This window comes from Lapidilactobacillus concavus DSM 17758, assembly GCF_001435835.1.
Classification (GTDB): Bacteria; Bacillota; Bacilli; order Lactobacillales; family Lactobacillaceae; genus Lapidilactobacillus; species Lapidilactobacillus concavus.
Genome location: NZ_AZFX01000011.1, coordinates 20,994 through 40,874, shown reverse-complemented (window position 1 = coordinate 40,874; position 19,881 = coordinate 20,994). Strand labels below are relative to the sequence as shown.

At 41.6% G+C, this 19,881-nt stretch carries 35 protein-coding genes and 1 pseudogene; 1 reads left to right on the top strand and 35 read right to left on the bottom strand.

Annotation, left to right across the window (positions count from 1 at the left end; genetic code table 11):
* Positions 1-94: 94 nt before the first annotated feature.
* Positions 95-1,339, top strand: a pseudogene (locus FC15_RS02235) (tyrosine-type recombinase/integrase).
* Between the two features lie 19 nt (positions 1,340-1,358).
* Here the strand turns inward: FC15_RS02235 and rpsI are convergent.
* The 35 genes from rpsI to rpsJ all read right to left on the bottom strand — a co-directional run bounded on the left by rpsI (position 1,359) and on the right by rpsJ (position 19,869).
* Positions 1,359-1,754, bottom strand: coding sequence for a 30S ribosomal protein S9 (gene rpsI / locus FC15_RS02230; protein WP_057823580.1), 396 nt, complete (start codon positions 1,752-1,754; stop codon positions 1,359-1,361).
* A gap of 13 nt (positions 1,755-1,767) precedes the next feature.
* Positions 1,768-2,211, bottom strand: coding sequence for a 50S ribosomal protein L13 (rplM, locus tag FC15_RS02225; protein ID WP_057823578.1), 444 nt, complete (start codon positions 2,209-2,211; stop codon positions 1,768-1,770).
* 174 nt (positions 2,212-2,385) lie between these two features.
* Positions 2,386-3,168, bottom strand: a complete 783-nt coding sequence (truA, locus tag FC15_RS02220; protein WP_057823576.1) for a tRNA pseudouridine(38-40) synthase TruA — start codon at positions 3,166-3,168, stop codon at positions 2,386-2,388.
* Positions 3,169-3,197: 29 nt separating this feature from the next.
* A complete protein-coding gene (locus FC15_RS02215) occupies positions 3,198-3,983 on the bottom strand; it encodes an energy-coupling factor transporter transmembrane component T family protein (protein WP_057823574.1) in 786 nt (261 codons plus the stop codon).
* Complete coding sequence (locus FC15_RS02210; protein WP_057823572.1) at positions 3,976-4,845, bottom strand: energy-coupling factor ABC transporter ATP-binding protein; 870 nt, start codon at positions 4,843-4,845, stop codon at positions 3,976-3,978. Before FC15_RS02210 ends, FC15_RS02215 begins: the two co-directional genes overlap by 8 nt.
* Positions 4,821-5,657, bottom strand: coding sequence for an energy-coupling factor ABC transporter ATP-binding protein (locus FC15_RS02205; RefSeq protein WP_083479052.1), 837 nt, complete (start codon positions 5,655-5,657; stop codon positions 4,821-4,823). The genes FC15_RS02210 and FC15_RS02205 overlap by 25 nt, the downstream gene beginning before the upstream one ends.
* A gap of 238 nt (positions 5,658-5,895) precedes the next feature.
* The gene (gene rplQ / locus FC15_RS02200; RefSeq protein ID WP_057823567.1) at positions 5,896-6,276 is read right to left on the bottom strand and encodes a 50S ribosomal protein L17; all 381 of its coding nucleotides are present in this window, start codon (positions 6,274-6,276) and stop codon (positions 5,896-5,898) included.
* 24 nt (positions 6,277-6,300) lie between these two features.
* Positions 6,301-7,239, bottom strand: coding sequence for a DNA-directed RNA polymerase subunit alpha (locus FC15_RS02195; RefSeq protein WP_057823566.1), 939 nt, complete (start codon positions 7,237-7,239; stop codon positions 6,301-6,303).
* A gap of 84 nt (positions 7,240-7,323) precedes the next feature.
* Positions 7,324-7,713 carry a 30S ribosomal protein S11 gene (gene rpsK, locus FC15_RS02190; protein WP_057823564.1) on the bottom strand — a complete coding sequence of 130 codons (390 nt, stop codon included), beginning with the start codon at positions 7,711-7,713 and terminating at the stop codon, positions 7,324-7,326.
* A 28-nt stretch (positions 7,714-7,741) separates the two neighbouring features.
* Positions 7,742-8,107, bottom strand: coding sequence for a 30S ribosomal protein S13 (rpsM, locus tag FC15_RS02185; protein WP_057823562.1), 366 nt, complete (start codon positions 8,105-8,107; stop codon positions 7,742-7,744).
* Positions 8,108-8,123: 16 nt separating this feature from the next.
* Positions 8,124-8,240 (bottom strand): 50S ribosomal protein L36, encoded by a 117-nt coding sequence (rpmJ, locus tag FC15_RS02180; protein ID WP_057823560.1) that lies wholly within the window; start codon positions 8,238-8,240, stop codon positions 8,124-8,126.
* Positions 8,241-8,287: 47 nt separating this feature from the next.
* Positions 8,288-8,506: a translation initiation factor IF-1 gene (gene infA / locus FC15_RS02175; protein ID WP_057823558.1), complete on the bottom strand. Its 219-nt coding sequence runs from the start codon at positions 8,504-8,506 to the stop codon at positions 8,288-8,290.
* 151 nt (positions 8,507-8,657) lie between these two features.
* Positions 8,658-9,311 carry an adenylate kinase gene (locus FC15_RS02170; RefSeq protein WP_057823556.1) on the bottom strand — a complete coding sequence of 218 codons (654 nt, stop codon included), beginning with the start codon at positions 9,309-9,311 and terminating at the stop codon, positions 8,658-8,660.
* 15 nt (positions 9,312-9,326) lie between these two features.
* Positions 9,327-10,622 (bottom strand): preprotein translocase subunit SecY, encoded by a 1,296-nt coding sequence (gene secY, locus FC15_RS02165; protein WP_057823554.1) that lies wholly within the window; start codon positions 10,620-10,622, stop codon positions 9,327-9,329.
* Complete coding sequence (gene rplO, locus FC15_RS02160; protein ID WP_057823552.1) at positions 10,622-11,062, bottom strand: 50S ribosomal protein L15; 441 nt, start codon at positions 11,060-11,062, stop codon at positions 10,622-10,624. The genes secY and rplO overlap by 1 nt, the downstream gene beginning before the upstream one ends.
* Before the next feature lie 33 nt (positions 11,063-11,095).
* Positions 11,096-11,281, bottom strand: a complete 186-nt coding sequence (rpmD, locus tag FC15_RS02155; RefSeq protein ID WP_057823550.1) for a 50S ribosomal protein L30 — start codon at positions 11,279-11,281, stop codon at positions 11,096-11,098.
* Between the two features lie 12 nt (positions 11,282-11,293).
* Positions 11,294-11,794 (bottom strand): 30S ribosomal protein S5, encoded by a 501-nt coding sequence (rpsE, locus tag FC15_RS02150; RefSeq protein WP_057823548.1) that lies wholly within the window; start codon positions 11,792-11,794, stop codon positions 11,294-11,296.
* 19 nt (positions 11,795-11,813) lie between these two features.
* Positions 11,814-12,182, bottom strand: coding sequence for a 50S ribosomal protein L18 (gene rplR, locus FC15_RS02145; protein WP_057823546.1), 369 nt, complete (start codon positions 12,180-12,182; stop codon positions 11,814-11,816).
* Positions 12,183-12,200: 18 nt separating this feature from the next.
* Entirely contained in the window at positions 12,201-12,734 is a 534-nt protein-coding gene (gene rplF, locus FC15_RS02140) for a 50S ribosomal protein L6 (protein ID WP_057823544.1), read from the bottom strand.
* Positions 12,735-12,763: 29 nt separating this feature from the next.
* Positions 12,764-13,162 (bottom strand): 30S ribosomal protein S8, encoded by a 399-nt coding sequence (gene rpsH, locus FC15_RS02135; protein WP_057823541.1) that lies wholly within the window; start codon positions 13,160-13,162, stop codon positions 12,764-12,766.
* Positions 13,163-13,196: 34 nt separating this feature from the next.
* A complete protein-coding gene (locus FC15_RS02130; protein WP_057823539.1) occupies positions 13,197-13,382 on the bottom strand; it encodes a type Z 30S ribosomal protein S14 in 186 nt (61 codons plus the stop codon).
* Positions 13,383-13,396: 14 nt separating this feature from the next.
* Entirely contained in the window at positions 13,397-13,939 is a 543-nt protein-coding gene (gene rplE / locus FC15_RS02125; RefSeq protein WP_057823537.1) for a 50S ribosomal protein L5, read from the bottom strand.
* A 25-nt stretch (positions 13,940-13,964) separates the two neighbouring features.
* Positions 13,965-14,294 carry a 50S ribosomal protein L24 gene (rplX, locus tag FC15_RS02120; protein ID WP_057823534.1) on the bottom strand — a complete coding sequence of 110 codons (330 nt, stop codon included), beginning with the start codon at positions 14,292-14,294 and terminating at the stop codon, positions 13,965-13,967.
* A gap of 45 nt (positions 14,295-14,339) precedes the next feature.
* Positions 14,340-14,708 (bottom strand): 50S ribosomal protein L14, encoded by a 369-nt coding sequence (gene rplN, locus FC15_RS02115; RefSeq protein ID WP_057823533.1) that lies wholly within the window; start codon positions 14,706-14,708, stop codon positions 14,340-14,342.
* 34 nt (positions 14,709-14,742) lie between these two features.
* Positions 14,743-15,012: a 30S ribosomal protein S17 gene (rpsQ, locus tag FC15_RS02110; RefSeq protein ID WP_057823532.1), complete on the bottom strand. Its 270-nt coding sequence runs from the start codon at positions 15,010-15,012 to the stop codon at positions 14,743-14,745.
* A gap of 20 nt (positions 15,013-15,032) precedes the next feature.
* Positions 15,033-15,227: a 50S ribosomal protein L29 gene (gene rpmC, locus FC15_RS02105; protein ID WP_057823530.1), complete on the bottom strand. Its 195-nt coding sequence runs from the start codon at positions 15,225-15,227 to the stop codon at positions 15,033-15,035.
* Positions 15,217-15,651 (bottom strand): 50S ribosomal protein L16, encoded by a 435-nt coding sequence (gene rplP, locus FC15_RS02100; protein WP_057823527.1) that lies wholly within the window; start codon positions 15,649-15,651, stop codon positions 15,217-15,219. The genes rpmC and rplP overlap by 11 nt, the downstream gene beginning before the upstream one ends.
* A gap of 3 nt (positions 15,652-15,654) precedes the next feature.
* Positions 15,655-16,398, bottom strand: coding sequence for a 30S ribosomal protein S3 (gene rpsC, locus FC15_RS02095; protein ID WP_057823525.1), 744 nt, complete (start codon positions 16,396-16,398; stop codon positions 15,655-15,657).
* A gap of 11 nt (positions 16,399-16,409) precedes the next feature.
* On the bottom strand, positions 16,410-16,763 hold the full coding sequence (gene rplV / locus FC15_RS02090; RefSeq protein WP_057823523.1) for a 50S ribosomal protein L22: 354 nt from the start codon (positions 16,761-16,763) through the stop codon (positions 16,410-16,412).
* Between the two features lie 17 nt (positions 16,764-16,780).
* Positions 16,781-17,062 (bottom strand): 30S ribosomal protein S19, encoded by a 282-nt coding sequence (gene rpsS, locus FC15_RS02085; protein ID WP_057823521.1) that lies wholly within the window; start codon positions 17,060-17,062, stop codon positions 16,781-16,783.
* A 37-nt stretch (positions 17,063-17,099) separates the two neighbouring features.
* Positions 17,100-17,933, bottom strand: coding sequence for a 50S ribosomal protein L2 (gene rplB / locus FC15_RS02080; RefSeq protein WP_057823519.1), 834 nt, complete (start codon positions 17,931-17,933; stop codon positions 17,100-17,102).
* Positions 17,934-17,968: 35 nt separating this feature from the next.
* Complete coding sequence (gene rplW, locus FC15_RS02075; protein WP_057823516.1) at positions 17,969-18,253, bottom strand: 50S ribosomal protein L23; 285 nt, start codon at positions 18,251-18,253, stop codon at positions 17,969-17,971.
* The gene (gene rplD, locus FC15_RS02070; RefSeq protein ID WP_057823514.1) at positions 18,253-18,876 is read right to left on the bottom strand and encodes a 50S ribosomal protein L4; all 624 of its coding nucleotides are present in this window, start codon (positions 18,874-18,876) and stop codon (positions 18,253-18,255) included. The genes rplW and rplD overlap by 1 nt, the downstream gene beginning before the upstream one ends.
* Positions 18,877-18,897: 21 nt before the next feature.
* Positions 18,898-19,533: a 50S ribosomal protein L3 gene (rplC, locus tag FC15_RS02065; RefSeq protein ID WP_057823512.1), complete on the bottom strand. Its 636-nt coding sequence runs from the start codon at positions 19,531-19,533 to the stop codon at positions 18,898-18,900.
* Between the two features lie 27 nt (positions 19,534-19,560).
* A complete protein-coding gene (gene rpsJ, locus FC15_RS02060; protein WP_057756711.1) occupies positions 19,561-19,869 on the bottom strand; it encodes a 30S ribosomal protein S10 in 309 nt (102 codons plus the stop codon).
* Between the last annotated feature and the right edge of the window lie 12 nt (positions 19,870-19,881).

Here is a 19,881-nt window from a genome sequence, read left to right as displayed (position 1 = left end):
AGACCAATAACTAAGAATAGGTCGAAAGTGTTGCACTTGATTTGACAATTCGGGAACAAAAAATAATACTTATCGTGTTAGGAAAAAGTATCCTATTGATATCATGCAATCTCTTGGTCTATCGAATCCTGACTACGATAAAATTTTTAAAACGAGAAAGGAGGCCAAACAAGCCGAACTTGAATTCGAAAACAGGATTATCAAGTTCAGAAACAACAACAGTATCAGTTCTTTTGAATTGGGCGGTGAAGCTCTTTTTAAGGACTTTTACAAGGACGTCTGGTTAGATGATTATAAAAGTGGCTTAACAAGTTCTTACACGCAACCACCTAGCCTTGTAACCATTCAAAATACCGAAGATCTTTTTAGGCTTCATATTTTGCCAATGTTTGGAGCTTATTCACTTAATTATCTTAATCAGCACCGCCAATTCGTCATCCAAAAAATGAATGCGAAGGCAAAAGAATATGCTAATTTTAAAGTTATTCGTAGCTATGTGAATCAGGTATTCGACTTAGCAGAAGAGTATGAGTATATCGAGTCTAACCGACTTAGCAAAAGTCTTAGAAAAGTAAAAGCCATCAAGAAAAATCATTTAAAAACTGAAAAATGTGATGAAGATAAATACCTTACTGACACCGAGCTAATGGCATGGTTTCAGGCTGTTCAAGAAGACTTGGATAATGGATCACTTTCATATCAAGATTATACGTTATTCTGGACAACTTTCTTCTTATCTGATCGAAAATCAGAAACGTACGCATTGTAATGGAAACACGCTGATTTTAACAACAAGACCATCTATCTCACTCAAGCACTAGACAAATTCGGTAATGTTAAAAATACAAAAGGAAATAAAAATACGCAATTCTCACTGCCTGATCATTTAGAGAGAATGCTGATCGAATGGAAACAGCGACAGAAAAACGGGCTTGCGGAATTAAATATTAAGCAGACACGAGATCAATTCTTATTTACTTATTGTGATCGACAAGGTAATTTAAATCAACGACTTCATACAGATTATTTAAATTATCGGATGAAATCTATTCACCACCGTCATCCTAATTTAAAACCTTGCTCTCCCCATAAACTGCGTCATACAACGGCAACTTTAGCTAAACTTCATGGTATGTCACTTGAAAAAATTTCAGAAGCACTAACCCATTCGAATATTGGAACAACTCGTGTTTATGTTAATGCAAATAATGTTGTGGATTTGACACCAGCTAACTTTGCCTATGATAATTTAAATAAAAATGGTCGTGGGGATTCGGTGGGGACTTTGGTGGGAATTTCTACAAAAAAAGACACCCACAAAAATGTGGATGCCTTGTAAACGTTGATATATCTGGATATTAACGTTTTGAAAATTGTGAAGCTTTACGAGCTTTCTTAAGACCTGGTTTCTTACGTTCTTTCATACGAGGGTCACGTGTTAACATGCCCGCACGTTTGAGAACGCCACGGAAATCAGGATCAACGGTTAATAATGCACGCGCAATACCATGGCGAGTTGCGCCGGCTTGGCCTGCAAAACCACCACCATGAACGTTAACGTTAACGTCATAGCTGTTTTCAGTTTCAGTCAAAGTTAATGGCTGTTTCATATCTAAAATTAAGCTAGCAAAAGGAACATACTCTTCAGCTGGTTGGTTGTTGATCGTGATTTTACCTGTTCCAGGAACGAGGAAAACACGCGCAACTGAATCTTTACGACGTCCAGTGCCATTATAAACAACTTGTTGTGCCACTATAATTTCCTCCCTAAATTAACTTGGTTAAGTCCAAGACTTCTGGTTTTTGTGCTTGTTGTTCGTGTTCTTCACCTGCATAAACATGCAACTTCATGAACTCGTGATGACCTAAAGTATTCTTTGGAAGCATACCTTTGATCGAAAGTTCAAGCAAACGAACAGGATCGTTTTCGCGTAATTCACCAGCAGTGCGAGTTTTTAACCCACCGGGATGATCACTATGATGTTGATACAACTTGTCTGTTGCCTTATGACCAGTTAATTTGATTTTTGAAGCGTTGATTACGATGACGTTATCACCAGTGTCGACGTTTGGTGTGAATGTTGGCTTGTTCTTTCCACGTAGAATAGAAGCCACAACAGCAGATAAGCGACCTAATGCAATATCTGTTGCATCTACGACATACCATTTGCGTTCGACGTCAGCTGGCTTTGTTAAAGGGGTTGTACGCACGATAAATTCCTCCATAAATAATTTTGTTTGACACTCAATAAGTTTCCGGGGCCTATCGTGGGGCAAACAAATACCAAGAACCAGTCTACCTAAATTTTGGCCTAAAGTCAATGACTAACACGCCTGATTGACACTTTTTTCGAAACTTTTTATCAAATGTAGCAATGTTCTTTATTATATCATTTTAATTTGATCTAAGGCAGCCTCATCGCCCGGATAGTAAACTTTTTTTAGATAAAGACCACTCGCCGGTGCTGTACCACGTGCCTGTTGTCGATCCTTGACTTCAAATAGTCGGCGAAAATCATGAACGTCGCGGCGACCATTGCCAATTTCCAACAGCGTCGCAACGAGGATCCGCACCATATTATACAGAAACCCATTTCCAGTGAATTCGAAAATCAATTCATTTTGTGCTTCATCAACAGTTAGCGTCGCTGCATAAATTGTTCGAACTTTATTTTTGATCACACCACCACTTGCCGCAAAACTCGTAAAGTCATGTTCACCTAACAGGTCCAACAAGGCTGTCTCGATGCGTCTGACATCGATTGGATAAGGATAGTGTCCTGTGTAGAAACGTTTGAAAGGATTCGTAAAACGTCCTCTGCTGACCCGATAACGATAACACTTGGCAATCGTATCGAACTGCGCGTGGAAATCAGCAACCGGTCGTTCACTTGCCACGACTTCCATGTCCAGCGGTAAGAGACTATTCAGTGCTAACAATAGATTACGCGCAGGAATTTCTTTGGGATAATCGAAATGAATCACTTGCCCTAATGCGTGAACACCAGCATCCGTTCGACCAGAGCCATACACACGAATGAAGCCCCCCTTATTCATCTTAGTAAGGGCGGCTTCGAGAGTGCCTTGAACAGTGCGTTGATCAGGTTGACTTTGAAATCCAGAAAACTTCGTGCCATCATAGGCAACAGTAACTTTATAACGAGGCATCAATTTAACTTCCTTTTTTCTTTGACTGCTTAAATCATGACTGCAATCGAAACGATCACGAAGCCCAATAACGTCCAACTGTCACGTTGACGCCATTTTAGAATGCGAAAACGACTACGCCCTTCCCCATCACGATACCCGCGCGAAATCATCGCCGTGGTCAAATCAGTGGCAATGTCCAGACTACTCATCATCAATGGAATCAACAATGGAATCAATGCCTTCACACGTTTGAAGAGGCTGCCATTATTGAAATCAACGCCACGCGCACGTTGCGCATTCATAATCTTCGTCGTTTCATCCATCAACTTGGGCACAAAGCGTAACGCAATCGATAACATCAACGCCACATCATTCACCGGAAGCTTAATTGCTTTCAACGGGCGAATCAAATATTCTAAGCCGTCTGCGATTGCAAGTGGTTGGGTCGTCAACGTCAATAATGTCGACATGAAGATGATCAAGAGGAAACGCAAGGCAATATAAGTCGCATTGATCAAACCTTCGCGACTAATCACTAACCAACCCCATTGCCAATAAACCGTCTCGCCGCTCGTGAAGAACAACTGAAGAATTACTGTGAACAGAATCAACCACAACATCGGTCGCAATCCCTTTAGGAAGAAGCGAATCGAAACACCAGAGAAGATCACTCCGAGCAGAACCACACTTCCCAAGATCAGATAATCATACCAATTCTTCAAGAAAAAAATCACGACAATAAATAAAATATTGACGATCAGCTTCAAACGCGGGTCCAATCGGTGCACAAATGAATCTCCGGGGTAATAACGTCCAAAAATCAATTTATCCAACGTGCGCCCCCCGTTTCAGTTGCGGCTTAATTGCCGTTAATAATTCATCGACTGTCAGCGGCATCTGATCGAAATGAAATCCTTTTTGTTGCAAACGTTGAACAAAACGCCCGGTGCTCGGCAATTCAAGATTATGTGCGGTTAACCAATTTAAATCGGCAAACACTTCGGCGGGCGTACCCACTTTAGCAACCTCACCGTGCGCCATCACCACCGCTTGATCGGCATAGCTCACGACATCGTCCATCTGATGAGTCACCAAGATAATCGTGATGCCGCGTTCCCGATGGATTCTTTCAAACAACTGCATGATTTGTTCGCGCCCTATTGGGTCCAACCCGGCAGTCGGTTCATCCAGAACTAAAACTTCGGGCTGCATCGCCAAGACGCCAGCAATCGCCACGCGCCGCATCTGTCCACCGGATAGGTCGAATGGCATTTTATCTTCTAATTGTTCATCAATGCCGACCAGTCTCAGCGTTTCACGGGCAATCTCATTGGCCTCAGCCTCCGACTTACCGAAATTCTTTGGGGCAAAAGCCACATCTTTCAGAACAGTCTCTTCGAAAAGTTGACTCTCAGGAAATTGAAACACCAGCCCAACGCGTCGGCGCAAATGATATAGTTCTTTGTTTTTGGTTGCCGGGGTGACAACTTGCTCACCGATGACAACACGTCCTGCACTTGGGCGAATCAACGCGTTTAAATGTTGTAATAGCGTCGACTTGCCGCTCCCAGTTTGACCAATAATGGCAGTGTACGACCCACTCTTAAAAGTGAGGTTAATATCTTTTAAGCCTAACGTTGCCAGCGGCGAATTGGGCTGATAAGTATAATCTACATGTTCAAATGTAATGTCCATAATTCATCCACCAATTGGTTTTCATCCAAATATTTATTCGATAGGTTAATACCAGAGGCCACTAATTTACCCCGTATTTGCTCGCTGAGTGGCTCAATTAGACCATGGTCGTGTAATTCATCAGACTTCGCAAAGAACTCGTCAGGAGCCCCCTGCATGATCAAGTGACCATCATCAATTAGAAAGATTTGATCCGCCAATGCAGCTTCATCAACATCGTGCGTAATTGAAATAATCGTAAAATCTCCAGCTGCCCGCAATTGAGACATCAAGTCGATAATTTCGCTTCGTCCCTGCGGATCCAACATGCTCGTTGCCTCATCCAAGATGATAACCTTAGGACGTTGTGCAAGCACCCCCGCAAGCGCAACCCGTTGCTTCTGACCGCCAGACAATCGCGCGGGTTCTTGATGACGATAGTCCCACATCCGTACCTGACGTAATGCGGCCTCAACACGTACAAGCATTTCATCACGAGGAATCCCATTATTTTCCATACCAAAAGCAACATCATCAGCAACTGTCGCACCAACAAATTGATTATCTGGATTTTGAAACACGATGCCAAGTTGGCCACGAACATCCCAAACAGTTTCCTCAGTCAATAACTGTCCGTCGAAATAGATTTCGCCAGACTGAGGCTCAATTAGGCCATTAAAAGTTTTAGCCAGTGTGCTCTTACCACTGCCGTTATGACCAACGATGGCAATCCACTGATTCGGCATCATCTGCAGACTAATCTGATCCAATGCAGGTTGTTCAGCATAGGGATAACGGTAAGTCACATCTCTTACCTCAATAATTGGTGTCAACTTCATTTTTCACGAACCTTCTTAGAATAATCATGCTAATATTCTACCATAAATAGGCGCAAAAAAGAGACCAAACAATCTCATTGCTTGGCCTCTCCATTCAATCTATGTACAATAATCATTCACAGACGGGGAATCGACGAATCAATTCCTAAGCTAGACTTGGTGGGTTCCCATCATCGTAACGCTCGCACTCACATCTGCGAAATGAAAATTGGCCGAAATTAATCGTGCAATACTAAACTAATTCGATAATAACCATTGGTGCGCCATCACCGCGACGTACTCTGGTTTTCAAGATGCGAGTGTAGCCACCATTACGGTCTGCATAACGAGGTGCAATGTCGCTGAACAACTTTTGTAAAGCTGATTGAACGATGACATCTTCGCCTTCTTCACGAATGTCAGCAATCTCATTGCGAACATAAGCAGCAGCTTGACGACGTGCATGTAAATCTCCGCGTTTACCTAAAGTAATCATCTTTTCGGCAGAACGGCGAATTTCTTTGGCACGGGTTTCAGTTGTTTCAATTCGTTCATTGATCAGCAGATCGGTTGTTAAATCGCGTAACATAGCCTTACGAGGTGCTGAGGCACGACCTAATTTACGATAACTCATGAATTTACCTCCTTTTAATCAAAATTATTCTTCTGAACGTAATGACAGATTAAGATCATGTAACTTAGCTTTAACCTCTTCAAGAGATTTGCGACCAAGATTACGAACTTTCATCATATCTGCTTCAGACTTATTAGTTAATTCTTGAACGGTGTTGACGCCGGCACGCTTCAAGCAATTATAAGAACGAACTGACAGATCTAATCCTTCAATCGTCATTTCAAGCTTCTTCTCTTTCTGCGTTTCTTCTTTTTCAACCATCACGTCAGTATTCTTCGCTCCATCAGAAAGATTAACGAAAATGCTTAAGTGATCTGAAAGAATTTTTGCAGCCAGACTAATTGCTTCACGTGGAGAAATCGATCCATCCGTCCAAACATCTAATGTTAATTTATCAAAGTCATTACGTTTACCTACACGGGTACTTTCGACCTGATAATTGACTCGGTTGATTGGGGTAAAAATTGAATCAATTGCAATAACGCCAATCGGCATGTCGCCGGATTTGTTTTGGTCAGCAGGAACGTATCCACGTCCATTACTGAGTGTCATTTGCATGTGTACATGGCCACCCTCAGCGATTGAACAAATGTATTGTTCTGGATTCAGAACTTCAACATCGTCGTCACCTTTGATATCCGCAGCAGTAACTGTCGCTGGGCCATCTACATCAATTTCAACAACCTTCTGCTCTTCCGAGTGATTCTTGAATGCAATTTTTTTAATATTCAGAATAATCTGGGTGACATCTTCCATGACCCCATCGATGGTTGAAAATTCGTGCAATACACCATCAATTTGAATACTTGAGACAGCAGAGCCAGGTAAAGACGACAATAAAATCCGTCTTAATGAGTTGCCGAGCGTAGTACCATAACCACGTTCTAGCGGTTCAATCACAAACTTACCATAGTTGGTGCTCTCATCAACCTTTGTAATGTTCGGTTTTTCAAATTCGATCATTCAATCTTTACCCCTTTCAAAACGTGTGTGTCGTGTGTTGCTTCAAAACGTAATTATAACAACGCTGAATGTGAACAACGGCCACTAAACACGACGACGCTTTGGAGGACGAGATCCGTTATGTGGCACAGGTGTAACATCACGAATAGCACTGATCTCTAAACCAGTAGCTTGTAATGAACGAATTGCAGCTTCACGACCTGAACCAGGACCTTTAACAGCAACTTCAACAGACTTCATACCATGTTCCATAGATTCTTTAGCAGCAGCTTCAGCGGCCATTTGCGCAGCAAACGGTGTTGATTTACGGCTACCTTTGAATCCAAGCGCACCAGCAGAAGACCATGCAACAGCATTGCCTTGAGGATCAGTAATCATTACTAAAGTGTTGTTAAACGTTGAATGAATGTGTGCAACGCCGGCTTCAATATTCTTTTTCACACGACGTTTACGTGTTCCTTTACGAACTGCCATGAATTCATTTACCTCCTATCTAAAATTATTATTTCTTCTTACCTGCGATAGAGACCTTAGGACCTTTACGCGTACGTGCATTATTCTTCGTGTTTTGACCACGAACAGGTAATCCGCGACGATGACGGATTCCACGATAAGAACCAATATCTTGAAGACGTTTGATATCACGCGTAACTTCACGACGTAAATCACCTTCAACACGGACCTTATCAACTTCCGCACGAATCTTGTCTTCTTGATCTGATGTTAAGTCTTTAGCACGAACGTCCTCAGAAACACCAGCGGCACTTAAAATTTTGTGAGCAGTTGTGTCACCAATACCATAAATATATGTTAATGCAATGACAATGCGCTTCTCACGGGGCAAGTCAATACCTGCGATACGAGCCATTTAGTAACACCTCCTATTAACCTTGACGTTGTTTGTGCTTTGGATTTGCAGAGCAAATAACCATAACGCGACCTTTGCGCTTAATAACTTTACAATGTTCACACATTGGCTTTACGGATGGTCTAACTTTCATTATTATAAGCCTCCTGATTTAATACGAAACCAATAGAATACTACTTACTAACGATAACGGTAAGTAATACGGCCTTTGGTGAGATCGTACGGTGATAATTCGACTGTAACTTTATCGCCAGGAAGTATACGAATGTAATGCATCCTGATCTTACCAGAAACATGTGCCAGCACAGAGTGACCATTCTCTAATTCAACTTTAAACATTGCATTAGGAAGTGTGTCAGTAACAGTTCCCTCGATTTCAATTACGTCATCTTTTGCCAAAAAAATATTCCTCCTAATTGGTTAAACAAGTGGATACAGAAAAACAGTGAGGATAGATATCACTCACTTGGCAATAACAACGCCTAAGTTTACCACAGACTCATTGTGATTGCCAAGAACTTATCTTTACCTTATACCACTGAACCAAGAGTTAGTTTAACTTTGACAAAATCAACTTAATTTCATCAAAAACCAGATCAATATCTTGTTCACCATTAACGGTATAAAGTAAACCTTTACCCCGATAAAAATCAAGTAACGGTGTATTCATTTTAATATTAACAGCCAGACGATTCTTGACCGTCTCTGGCTTATCATCTTCGCGTTGATAGAAATCATGACCGCCGCAACGATCACAAGTCCCCTCAACCTTTGGCGGATTGTACAACTTATGATAAGTTGCGCCACATGTCCGACAAATGAATCGGCCAGAGAGACGATCCACCAAGACAGCAGGATCAACATCGATGTTAATCACCGCGTCAACTGGTTTATCCAGTTCAGAAGCAATTTTTTCAAGTGCTTCCGCCTGTGCAATTGTTCTTGGAAAACCGTCTAACATATACCCAACATTGGTGTCAGGTTTTTGCAATCGTTCTTTAACGATTGCATTGGTCACTTCATCTGGAACTAAATTGCCATTGTCGATAAACTTTTTAGCTTCCAAACCGATCTCAGTTCCTTCAGCCATTGCCTCACGAAACATATCACCAGTTGAAATATGTGCTAAATGATAACTATCAACAATTTTTTCTGCTTGAGTTCCTTTACCGGCCCCAGGCAATCCCATCAAAATCAAGTTCACCTTGTGTCCCTCCAATTAACGAATAAATCCAACATATTGACGCTTCATCATCAACCCATCGAGTTGCCGTGAAGTCTCTAATGCAACTCCGACAACGATCAATAGACTTGTACCGCCTAAACCGATCGATTGAGGTAATCCCCAGAGGTTCGCAGCAAGTTGTGGTAACAACGCAACTGCACCTAAGAAGATTGCACCGACTGTCGAAAGTCGCATGAGTAAACCAGAGAAATACTTCTCCGTTTCCTTACCCGGCCAAACACTTGGAATGTAAGCACCTTGCTTTTGTAGATTCTCTGCCAATTTTTCGGGATTAACCTGAACAAAAGCATAGAAGAACGTGAACAAGACGATTAAAACTGTATAGATTAATGAACCAGCAGTCGTTTGCATACTGAAGATATTACTTAACGTTTGGAACCAACCATCTTCGCTATGATTCTGTTGAAATAACATCAGAATCGTTGATGGTGTGACAATAAACGAACTTGCAAAGATAACGGGAATCACACCTGAAACGTTAACCTTTAGTGGCAAGTAACTTTCGCTACCACCACCAGCGGCACGGCGTGTATATTGAATTGGAACTTTACGATTAGCTTGTTGAACAAAGGTAACCCAGTAAACAATAAATAGAATTGCAATAACCAAAACGGCTAAGAAAACAATTCCCATTGTCAGATCACTCGTTCCAATATTATTAATAATATTGTCGTTAACTAATTCGTAAATTCCTTGTGGGAGACGAGCAATGATACCCGCAAAGATAATCATTGAAACACCATTACCAACACCCTTGTCGGTAATCTGATCACCAAGCCAAGTCAGCAACATTGTCCCACCAGTCAAAATGATACCCAAGACAATAAATGTCTGAGGACTCAAGTTCTTAACCAAAGCATTGCCACTTAAATAGTTAAGCCCAGCAGTAATACCAATTGACTGAACGAATGCTAAAACAATGGTTAACCAACGAGTTGCTTGATTCAACTTACGACGACCAACTTCACCCTGTTTACTCCATTCAACGAACTTCGGCACGATGTCCATCTGTAAAAGTTGAATGACGATCTGTGCAGTGATGAATGGCGAAACACCCATTGAAAATAATGAATAATTCGACAAGCCACCGCCACTGACTGTATCTAACAAGGCGACTAATCCTGAAGTTCCCTCTGTTAAAGCCGCAGCATTAACGCCAGGAACCGTGATTTGTGTGCCCAGTCGATAAATCAACAAGACAAAGAGTGTAAAGAAAATCTTCTTGCGAATTTCTTTAACCTTTAGTGCGTTACGTAATGTCGTAAGCATTAGATCACCTCGACTGAACCACCAGCAGCTTCAACAGCTTCTTTTGCGGCTGCAGAATATTTAGCAACTTTGACGTTAACCTTAACAGTTAACTCGCCATTAGCTAAGAGCTTTACACCATCAAGTTCTTTCTTGATGATTCCAGCATTTAACAATGCTTCAGTTGTTACTTCTGCACCGTCTTCGAAACGATTTAAGTCGTTAAGATTAACAACTGCATATTCTTTACGGTTGACGTTCTTGAATCCGCGTTTAGGCATACGACGGAACAAAGGCATTTGTCCACCTTCGAAACCGAGACGTGTCTTACCACCAGAACGAGCTAACTGACCCTTTTGACCACGACCAGCTGTTTTACCTTGACCTGATGAAGTACCACGACCAACGCGTTTACGATTACGACGGGAACCTTCACTAGCTTTCAATTCATGCAAGTTCATGAAGTCTAGCACCTCCTTGTATTTTATCGATAATTAATCTTGTACTTCTTCAATCTCAACTAAGTGAGAAATTTTAAAAATTGCGCCACGAGTTGCAGCATTGTCTGGTTTAACAACACTACTGTTAATACGGCCCAATCCTAACTCTTTAACGATCTTTCTTTGAGCAGGAAGGCGATGTGCAGCACTATGTGTTAACGTGATTTTAATCTTAGCCATCGACAAAGCCTCCTAATTTTGTAAGTCTTGAGCAGAAATACCACGTAGACTAGCAATTTGCTCAGCAGTCTTTAACTGCTTCAATCCATCCATTGTGGCACGGATAACGTTGATTGGTGTGTTACTACCTAATGACTTAGAAGTAACATCGGCAACACCGCCTAATTCCATAATGGCACGAACGGCACCACCGGCACTGACACCAGAACCTTCAACGGCTGGCTTCAACATGATGACACCAGAACCGAAGTGACCGAAAGCTTCATGAGGAATCGTTGTTCCAACGATAGGAACTTCGATCAGATTCTTTTTAGCATTTTCACTGGCTTTACGGATTGCTTCAGGAACTTCTTGAGCTTTACCTGTACCAAAGCCAACGTGTCCAGCTTTATCGCCAACAACGACAATTGCAGCGAAGCGAAGGCGGCGTCCACCTTTAACAACCTTAGTAACTCGGTTGATCGTAACAACGCGGTCTTCTAAATCTAAGTTAGTTGGATCAATAAAAGTCATATGTGTGGTTTTCTCCTTTCTAGAATTTAAGTCCGTTTTCACGAGCTGATTCAGCTAAAGCTTGAACACGGCCGTGATAGAGATAGCCACCACGATCGAAGACAACTTCGGTAATGTTCTTAGCTTGCGCACGTTTTGCAATCAATTCGCCAACTTGTTGTGCTTCTTCAACTTTAGTTCCTGTTGCGTTTAACTCTTTGTCAAGAGTTGAGGCACTTGCGAGCGTTACACCCTCTACGTCATCAATTAATTGAGCGTAGATGTTTTTATTAGAACGGAATACATTCAAGCGTGGGCGCTCTGCAGTACCAGAGATTTTGGCACGAACACGTGTATGACGCTTTTGCCGTGTCTTATTCTTGTCTGGTTTTGAAATCACAATGTTCACCTCATAAATTATTATTAACTATTTACCAGTCTTACCTTCCTTACGACGAACATATTCATCGACGTAACGAATACCTTTACCTTTATAAGGTTCTGGTGGTCGAATGTCACGAATTTCCGCTGCAAGTTGGCCAACTTTTTGTTTGCTGATACCACTCACGTTAATTTCGGTGTTAGAAGGAACTTCAATTGTAATTCCTTCTGGAGCCTCAACTTCAACTTGATGTGAGAAACCAACATTAAGTACTAATGTCTTGCCTTTGAGTTGTGCACGATAACCAACACCAACAAGTTGTAACTTCTTGACGTAGCCTTCTGTAACACCGATAACCATGCTGTACACATTGGCACGAGTTGTCCCGTGAAGTGCCTTATAGCTGTCATCTGGACGTTCAAAGGAAAGGACATTATTTTCTTCTTTGATAGTAATTGCTGGGTCATAAACACGAGTTAATTCACCTTTTGGGCCTTTAACCGTTACTTTATTTCCCTCGGTTGTCGTCACCGTAACTCCCGCTGGAAGCTCGATCACTTTATTACCAATACGACTCATTTAATGAAACACCTCCTAACTTTTAGAGATTACCATACATAAGCTAAAACTTCGCCGCCGACGTTCTTGGCACGTGCTTCTTTGTCTGTCAAAACGCCTTCGGATGTTGATAAGATTGCGATACCTAAGCCGTTCAATACCTTAGGAACATCGTCAGCTTTGACATAGCTACGGAGACCTGGTTTTGAAATGCGCTTCAAGCCGGAAATAACACGTTGTTTATTCTGACCATACTTAAGGAATACACGAATCATACCTTGTTTGCCATCTTCTGTAACTTCATAATCGCGAATAAAACCTTCACGTTTAAGAATTTCAGAGATGTCTTTTTTGATTTTTGAGGCAGGAACATCTAATGCATCGTGACGCACCATGTTGGCGTTACGAATACGTGTTAGATAGTCTGCAATTGGATCAGTCATGACCATTGATTAATTTACCTCCCTTTCCTGTCTAATTAAATTACCAGCTAGCTTTTTTCATACCTGGGATTTGGCCTTCATGTGCTAATTGACGAAGGCAAACACGGCAAAGCTTGAATTTACGATAAACAGAATGTGGCCGGCCACAACGTTCGCAACGAGTATATTCTTGCGTTGAAAACTTTGCGGGACGATGATTCTTAGCAATTAAAGACTTCTTAGCCAATTGTTCGACCTCCTTTATTTGGCAAATGGCATACCGACTTGTGTTAAGAGTTCACGTGACTCTTCGTCAGTATTGGCAGTTGTGACAATCACAATATCCAAACCACGAACACGTGCAACCTTATCAAAATCGATTTCAGGGAAAATTAATTGTTCTTTGATACCAAGTGTGTAGTTACCACGACCATCGAATGAACGTGTGCTGACACCATGGAAGTCACGGACACGTGGTAACGAAACGTTGATCAACTTATCTAAGAAGTCATACATCCGTTCTCCACGCAAGGTAACCTTAGCCCCAATTGACATACCTTCACGCAAACGGAAACCGGCAATGGATTTCTTAGCTTTGGTAATCAATGGCTTTTGACCAGAAATAAGTGTTAATTCTTCAACAGCGTTATCCAAGTTCTTAGAGTTAGATACGGCGTCACCAACACCCATATTTAAAACGATTTTTTCAATCTTTGGAACCTGCATTACTGAAGCATAATTGAATTTTTCAACTAAAGCAGGTGTGATTTCTTTAACGTAGCGTTCTTTTAAGCGACTCGTCATTTAAGAGTTATCCTCCCTTCCTTGCTTACTTGTCAGTCTTTACGACTTTATCGATTGGTTCGCCAGTTTTTTTAGAAACACGAACTTTTTTGCCATCAACAACCTGATAACCAATACGTGTTGGTTGGTTGGTTGAAGGATCGATCAACATGACGTTTGAGACATGAATAGCAACTTCTTGATCTTTGATTCCACCTTGGGGATCAGCGTTAGATGGCTTTTGATGTTTCTTAGCAACATTAACGCCTTCGACAATAACACGGTCCTTCTTAGCAAGTACTTTAAGCACTTTACCTTCTTTACCTTTGTCCTTGCCGCTAATTACTTTGACTTTATCACCAGTTTTTACGAACATCGTCTGATGTGCACCTCCTCATGGACTACTTGAAATGATTGACTATTATAAAACTTCCGGAGCTAATGAGACGATCTTCATAAAGTCGTTATCACGCAGTTCACGAGCAACCGGCCCAAAAATACGAGTTCCACGAGGGCTCTTGTCTGGGTTGATGATGACAGCGGCATTTTCGTCAAAACGGATATATGAACCATCTACACGACGTGCACCTGAGCGCGTACGTACGATGACAGCTTTCACAACATCGCCTTTTTTGACAACGCCACCTGGTGTTGCTTGTTTAACAGTAGCAACAATTGTATCACCGATGTTCGCAGTCTTACGATTGGAGCCACCAAGAACTTTAATTGTCAAGATCTCACGAGCACCTGAATTATCAGCAACTTTAAGTCGACTTTCTTGTTGAATCACTTTAGTTTCCTCCTCTCGTCATTCTTGACGTTCTTTAAATGATAACTGCCTTTTCAACAACTTCTAATAAACGGAAGCGTTTTGAACGAGATAACGGACGAGTTTCCATGATCCGAACAATATCGCCAACTTTTGCTTCGTTGTTTTCGTCATGCGCATAATATCTCTTCGAATACTTAACGCGTTTACCATAGACAGGATGAGTATGGTATGTTTCAACCGAAACCGTGATTGTTTTATCCATTTTATCGGAAATCACACGACCTTGGTAAACCTTACGATGATTACGAGTTTCTTCGCTCAAGTTGTAAATCTCCCTTCCGATTATTTTTCAAGTTCTTGCTGACGAAGAACCGTCTTGATACGAGCAATGTTTTTACGAACTTGCTTAAGACGAGCGGTATTTTCCAACTGACCTGTTGCTTGTTGGAAACGTAGGTTGAACAATTCTTCTTTATATTGCTTTTCTTTATCAAGCATTTCAGCAGTGGTTAACTCTTTAATTTCACTAGTCTTCATTAGCTTCGCCACCTACTTCCTCGCGCTTTACAAACTTAGTCTTGATTGGCAGTTTATTAGAAGCTAACCGTAATGCTTCACGAGCAACTTCTTCAGAGACACCGCTAATTTCGAATAAGATCTTTTCGCGTTTTACAGGAGCTACCCAGCCAGCTGGTGCACCTTTACCAGAACCCATACGTACGCCGACACCTTTAGCAGTGTACGATTTATGTGGGAAAATACGAATCCAGACACGTCCGCCACGTTTCATGTAACGGGTCATTGCAACACGGGCAGCTTCAATCTGTCGGTTACTGATCCAATGTGATTCGAGAGCACGTAATCCGTATTCACCAAAGTTAAGTTCCTTACCGCCTTTTGCAGCTCCACGCATCTTGCCACGGAACTCGCGACGATGTTTCACACGCTTAGGTACTAACATTGATTATTTTCCTCCTTTCGCGCTTCTATTATCTCTTCTGTTATCACGACGACCATTATCACGACGGCCACGTTTGTTATTGTTCTTATCACCAGTATCAGCGTCACGAACAACCTTTTGACCTGGTAAAATTTCACCACGATAGATCCAAGTCTTAACACCTAATTGACCATAAGTGGTTGTTGCTTCGTTCCATGAGTAATCAATGTCTGCACGTAATGTATGCAAAGGAACAGTTCCTTCTGTATGCCATTCACGACGAGACATATCAGCCCCATTTAAACGACCAGAAATTTGGGTTTTAATCCCCTTAGCACCTGCACGCATTGTACGTTGTGTTGCTTGACGTTGAGCACGACGGAAGGCAACACGAGCCTCTAATTGACGAGCAATTGACTCACCAACTAATTGTGCATCTAGATCTGGTTGTTTGATTTCAACAATGTTGATGTGTACTTGCTTACCAGTTAAATCATTCAAAGCCTTGCGTAAGTTTTCAACTTCAGCGCCGCCTTTACCAATGACCATACCTGGCTTAGCAGTATGAATAGAAACATTGACACGTTTTGCTGAACGTTCAATTTCAATTTGTGAAACTGAAGCATCAGCTAACTTCTTAGCAATATATTTACGGATTCTTAAATCTTCATGAAGATAGTCAGCATATTCTTTGTCAGCATACCATTTGGCATCCCAATCGCGGATAACGCCAACACGAAAACCGATCGGATTTACTTTTTGACCCACGTTTTTCCCTCCTATTCTTCTCTTTCTTTAACAACCACAACGATGTGGCTTGTACGTTTATTGATTGGTGAAGCTGAACCTTTAGCACGAGGACGGAAACGTTTAAGCGTTGGTCCTTCGTTCACGTACGCTTCACTGACAAACAAATTTTGTGCATCTAAATCATAGTTATGTTCTGCATTGGCAATTGCTGATTTTAAAACTTTTGCGACAACGGGTGAAGCACCACGTTGTGTGAATTGTAAAATAGCTAATGCTTCTGCGGCCTCTTTGCCACGAATCAAATCGACTACCAGGCGAGCTTTACGAGGCGCAATACGAACAGTTCTTGCTTCTGCTCTTGCTGTTGTTACTTGATCTGCCATCGACTAATCTCTCCCTTCTACTTTGCAGCCGTCTTTTTATCGTTACTACCATGGCCATGGAATGTTCTTGTTGGTACAAATTCGCCGAGTTTATGACCAACCATATCTTCTTGAACAAAGACAGGGACATGTTTGCGACCATCATAAACTGCAATTGTGTAACCAACGAAACTTGGGAAAATCGTTGAACGACGTGACCAAGTTTTGATAACTTGTTTCTTTTCACTATCTGCCTGTGCAGCAATCTTCTTCAAAAGATGCTCGTCAGCAAAAGGTCCTTTTTTAAGGCTACGACCCATTATGTTACCTCCCTTGAACGTGATTAGTAATTACGTTTTATTTACCTTTACGATGACGAATAATAAGTTTCTCTGAACGAGCCTTAGAATTACGTGTCTTCTTACCCATCGTCTTCTTACCCCATGGTGACATAGGAGATGGACGACCGACAGGTGCTTTACCTTCACCACCACCATGTGGGTGATCGTTAGGGTTCATAACTGATCCACGAACTGTTGGGCGGAAACCTAACCAGCGTTTACGACCAGCTTTACCAATATTGATCAATTCGTGCTGTTCATTACCAACTTCACCGATTGTCGCACGACCAGCTGAAAGAACCATACGAGTCTCACCGGAAGTTAAACGAATCAAAGTGTACTTAGCTTCATGTCCAAGAATCTGAGCAGAAGTACCGGCTGAACGAACAAGTTGTCCACCCTTGCCAGGCTTCAATTCAATGTTATGAACTAATGTACCAACAGGAATGTTTGCAAGTGGCAAAGCATTACCTGGTTTAATATCGGAATTAGGACCAGATTCGACAACAGTGCCAACCTCTAAGCCTTTAGGCGCGATGATATAAGCTTTAATACCATCCTCGTAGTGTAATAATGCAATGTTTGCTGAGCGATTTGGATCATATTCGATCGCTTTAACAACTGCTTTGACATCGTCTTTATTACGTTTGAAATCAATAACACGATACTTCTGTTTATGACCACCGCCACGATGACGTACCGTGATGTGACCATGTGCATTACGACCAGCAATGCGGCTTTGTGATTCTAACAAAGTCTTTTCTGGAGTCGTTTTTGTGATCTCGGCAAAATCCGAGCCAGTCATATTACGACGTCCGTTGCTGGTTGGTTTGTATTTAACAATCGCCAATTTTATTCCCTCCTGTTATTAATATTTGATAGGAACTAGTCTTCAAAAATCTTAATTTCATCAGAATCGGGTGTCAAAGTAACGATTGCTTTACGGCGTTTCTTAGTGTAGCCTTCATACCGGCCATAGCGTTTCTTCTTACCACGAACATTTAAAATATTGACTTCTTTAACTTTAACGCCAAAAATCTTTTCGATTGCTTGACGAACTGTGACCTTGTTTGCATGAACATCGACTTCAAAAGTATATTTCTTTTGGTCCATGATGCCCATTGATTGTTCAGTCACGATTGGACGAATAATAACGTCATGTGCTGCCATTAACCAAGCACCTCCTCAATTTTTGAAAGAGCGGCTTGTGTCAAGATCAACTTCTGGTTATTAACAACGTCTAATACGTTGATACCTTCAGCTTCAACAACAGAAACATTTGGCAAATTACGTGCGGATAAAGCAGCAAAATCATTATCTGCTTCGAGCACAACCAAAGCCTTAGTTGCGACATTTAATCCAGCTAAAACATCTGCAAAAGCTTTTGTCTTAGGTTGGTCAAAGTTCAATCCGTCCACAACAATCAAATCACCATCAATAACCTTTTGTGAAAGGACTGATTTGATTGCTAAACGCCGTACTTTTTTAGGTAGCTTATAAGCGTATGATCTTGGGGTAGGTCCGAAGACAATACCACCGCCACGCCATTGAGGAGAACGGATAGAACCTTGGCGAGCACGTCCTGTACCCTTTTGACGCCAAGGCTTACGTCCACCACCGCTTACAGCTGAACGGTTCTTAACTGCATGTGTACCTTGACGTAATGATGCACGTTGCATGATGATTGCGTCGAAGATAACACTTTCGTTTGGTTCGATTCCGAAAATTGCATCGTTTAATTCAACTGTGCCATTTTCAGTTCCGTTTTGTTTATAAAGTGTGACATTTGCCATGATTAAATCCTCCTTTCTCGATTACTTCTTCAATGATTTAACTGCAGATTTAATTGTTACAAATGAGTTCTTAGCTCCAGGTACATTACCCTTAATCAAGATCACGTTGTGTTCAGTGTCTACACGAACAACTTCAAGGTTTTGAATCGTTACCTTATCATTACCCATACGTCCTGGCAACATCTTGCCTTTGAATACACGGTTGATAATGGCACCCATTGAACCAGGAATTCTATGATAACGTGAACCGTGAGTCTCAGGACCACGTGATTGACCAAAGCGTTTAATGTTACCTTGGTAACCATGACCTTTCGTAATGCCAGTTACATCGACTAACTCGCCAGCAGCAAAGATATCAGCCTTAACTTCTGAACCTAATTCATAATCTCCTAGCTCAACATCACGAATTTCTCGAATGAAGCGCTTAGGAGTCGTGTTTGCTTTAGCAGCATGACCTTTAGCTGGTTTGTTCGACAAGACTTCACGTACATCTTGATAACCTAACTGAACTGCTTCGTAACCGTCGTTTTCAACGGTTTTAACTTGTAAAACAACGTTTGAACTAGCTTCGATAACAGTAACAGGAAGTAATTCACCATTTTCGGTGAAGACTTGCGTCATTCCAACCTTTTTCCCTAAGATTCCTTTTCTGGTCATGACTACACCTCCATTTTTTTGAATTTATTATAACTTGATCTCAATATCAACGCCGCTTGGTAGGTCAAGCTTCATTAAAGCATCGACCGTCTTAGCAGATGGGTTGACAATATCGATCAAACGCTTATGCGTCCGGATCTCAAACTGCTCACGAGAATCCTTATACTTATGTGGTGAACGCAACACTGTATACAAGCTACGTTCTGTTGGCAGTGGAATTGGGCCACTGATCGAAGCACCAGTACGTTTTGCAGTTTCAACGATCTTCTCAGCTGATTGGTCTAAAATGCGGTGCTCATAAGCCTTCAACCGAATACGAATCTTTTGTTTTGCCATGGAATTTACCTC

Excerpts from the sequence above, each read along its gene's own strand:
- rplX (WP_057823534.1), bottom strand. The coding sequence starts at position 14,294 with ATGTTCGTAAAAACTGGTGATAAAGTCAAAGTAATTAGCGGCAAGGAC.
- FC15_RS02195 (WP_057823566.1), bottom strand. The coding sequence starts at position 7,239 with ATGATCGAATTTGAAAAACCGAACATTACAAAGGTTGATGAGAGCACC.
- rplO (WP_057823552.1), bottom strand. The coding sequence starts at position 11,062 with ATGAACTTGCATGAATTGAAAGCTAGTGAAGGTTCCCGTCGTAATCGT.
- rplQ (WP_057823567.1), bottom strand. The coding sequence starts at position 6,276 with ATGAGTTATCGTAAATTAGGTCGTGCCTCAGCACCTCGTAAGGCTATG.
- rpsM (WP_057823562.1), bottom strand. The coding sequence starts at position 8,107 with ATGGCTCGTATCGCAGGTATTGACTTGCCCCGTGAGAAGCGCATTGTC.
- rplE (WP_057823537.1), bottom strand. The coding sequence starts at position 13,939 with ATGACGAGTCGCTTAAAAGAACGCTACGTTAAAGAAATCACACCTGCT.
- rpmJ (WP_057823560.1), bottom strand. The coding sequence starts at position 8,240 with ATGAAAGTTAGACCATCCGTAAAGCCAATGTGTGAACATTGTAAAGTT.
- truA (WP_057823576.1), bottom strand. The coding sequence starts at position 3,168 with ATGCCTCGTTATAAAGTTACTGTTGCCTATGATGGCACGAAGTTTTCT.
- rplC (WP_057823512.1), bottom strand. The coding sequence starts at position 19,533 with ATGACCAGAAAAGGAATCTTAGGGAAAAAGGTTGGAATGACGCAAGTC.
- rpsS (WP_057823521.1), bottom strand. The coding sequence starts at position 17,062 with ATGGGTCGTAGCCTTAAAAAAGGACCTTTTGCTGACGAGCATCTTTTG.
- rplD (WP_057823514.1), bottom strand. The coding sequence starts at position 18,876 with ATGGCAAATGTCACACTTTATAAACAAAACGGAACTGAAAATGGCACA.
- rpsJ (WP_057756711.1), bottom strand. The coding sequence starts at position 19,869 with ATGGCAAAACAAAAGATTCGTATTCGGTTGAAGGCTTATGAGCACCGC.
- rplV (WP_057823523.1), bottom strand. The coding sequence starts at position 16,763 with ATGGCAGATCAAGTAACAACAGCAAGAGCAGAAGCAAGAACTGTTCGT.
- rpsH (WP_057823541.1), bottom strand. The coding sequence starts at position 13,162 with ATGGTCATGACTGATCCAATTGCAGACTATCTAACACGTATTCGTAAC.
- rplF (WP_057823544.1), bottom strand. The coding sequence starts at position 12,734 with ATGAGTCGTATTGGTAATAAAGTGATCGAGCTTCCAGCGGGAGTTACG.
- rpsK (WP_057823564.1), bottom strand. The coding sequence starts at position 7,713 with ATGGCAGTTCGTAAAGGAACACGTAAACGTCGTGTGAAAAAGAATATT.
- rplW (WP_057823516.1), bottom strand. The coding sequence starts at position 18,253 with ATGGCAGCACATGACGTTATTATTCGTCCAATCGTGACTGAACAATCA.
- rpmD (WP_057823550.1), bottom strand. The coding sequence starts at position 11,281 with ATGGCTAAGATTAAAATCACGTTAACACATAGTGCTGCACATCGCCTT.
- rplP (WP_057823527.1), bottom strand. The coding sequence starts at position 15,651 with ATGTTAGTACCTAAGCGTGTGAAACATCGTCGCGAGTTCCGTGGCAAG.
- FC15_RS02210 (WP_057823572.1), bottom strand. The coding sequence starts at position 4,845 with ATGGACATTACATTTGAACATGTAGATTATACTTATCAGCCCAATTCG.
- rpsE (WP_057823548.1), bottom strand. The coding sequence starts at position 11,794 with ATGACTTTTATTGATCCAACTAACTTAGATTTAGAAGACCGCGTTGTT.
- secY (WP_057823554.1), bottom strand. The coding sequence starts at position 10,622 with ATGCTTACGACATTACGTAACGCACTAAAGGTTAAAGAAATTCGCAAG.
- rpmC (WP_057823530.1), bottom strand. The coding sequence starts at position 15,227 with ATGAAGACTAGTGAAATTAAAGAGTTAACCACTGCTGAAATGCTTGAT.